Source organism: Micromonospora sp. DT201, from assembly GCF_049841575.1.
Taxonomy (GTDB): domain Bacteria; phylum Actinomycetota; class Actinomycetes; order Mycobacteriales; family Micromonosporaceae; genus Micromonospora.
Window position 1 is genome coordinate 1 of record NZ_JBNCKP010000111.1, and the last position, 257, is coordinate 257.

Here is a 257-nt window from a genome sequence, read left to right on the forward strand (position 1 = left end):
CCGTGCAGGCCGACAAGCCCGACACGGCCAAGCTGATCCCGCACGGCACCCAGGGCGACCAGTCCCACATCACCCTCAACGACGAGCAGACCGCCAATGCCAAGGCGATCATCGCCGCCACGAAGAAGGCCGGCCTGCCCGAGCGCGCCGCGGTCATCTCCATCGCGACGAGCCTGCAGGAGTCGAAGCTGGAGAACCTGGGCCACCTCGGCGACATGAACGACCACGACTCGCTGGGCCTGTTCCAGCAGCGCCCG

The 257-nt window shown here is 68.5% G+C and carries 1 pseudogene; it reads left to right on the forward strand.

Annotation, left to right across the window (positions count from 1 at the left end):
• A pseudogene (locus ACLQ28_RS34630) lies at positions 1-257 on the forward strand (hypothetical protein); the annotation flags it as partial.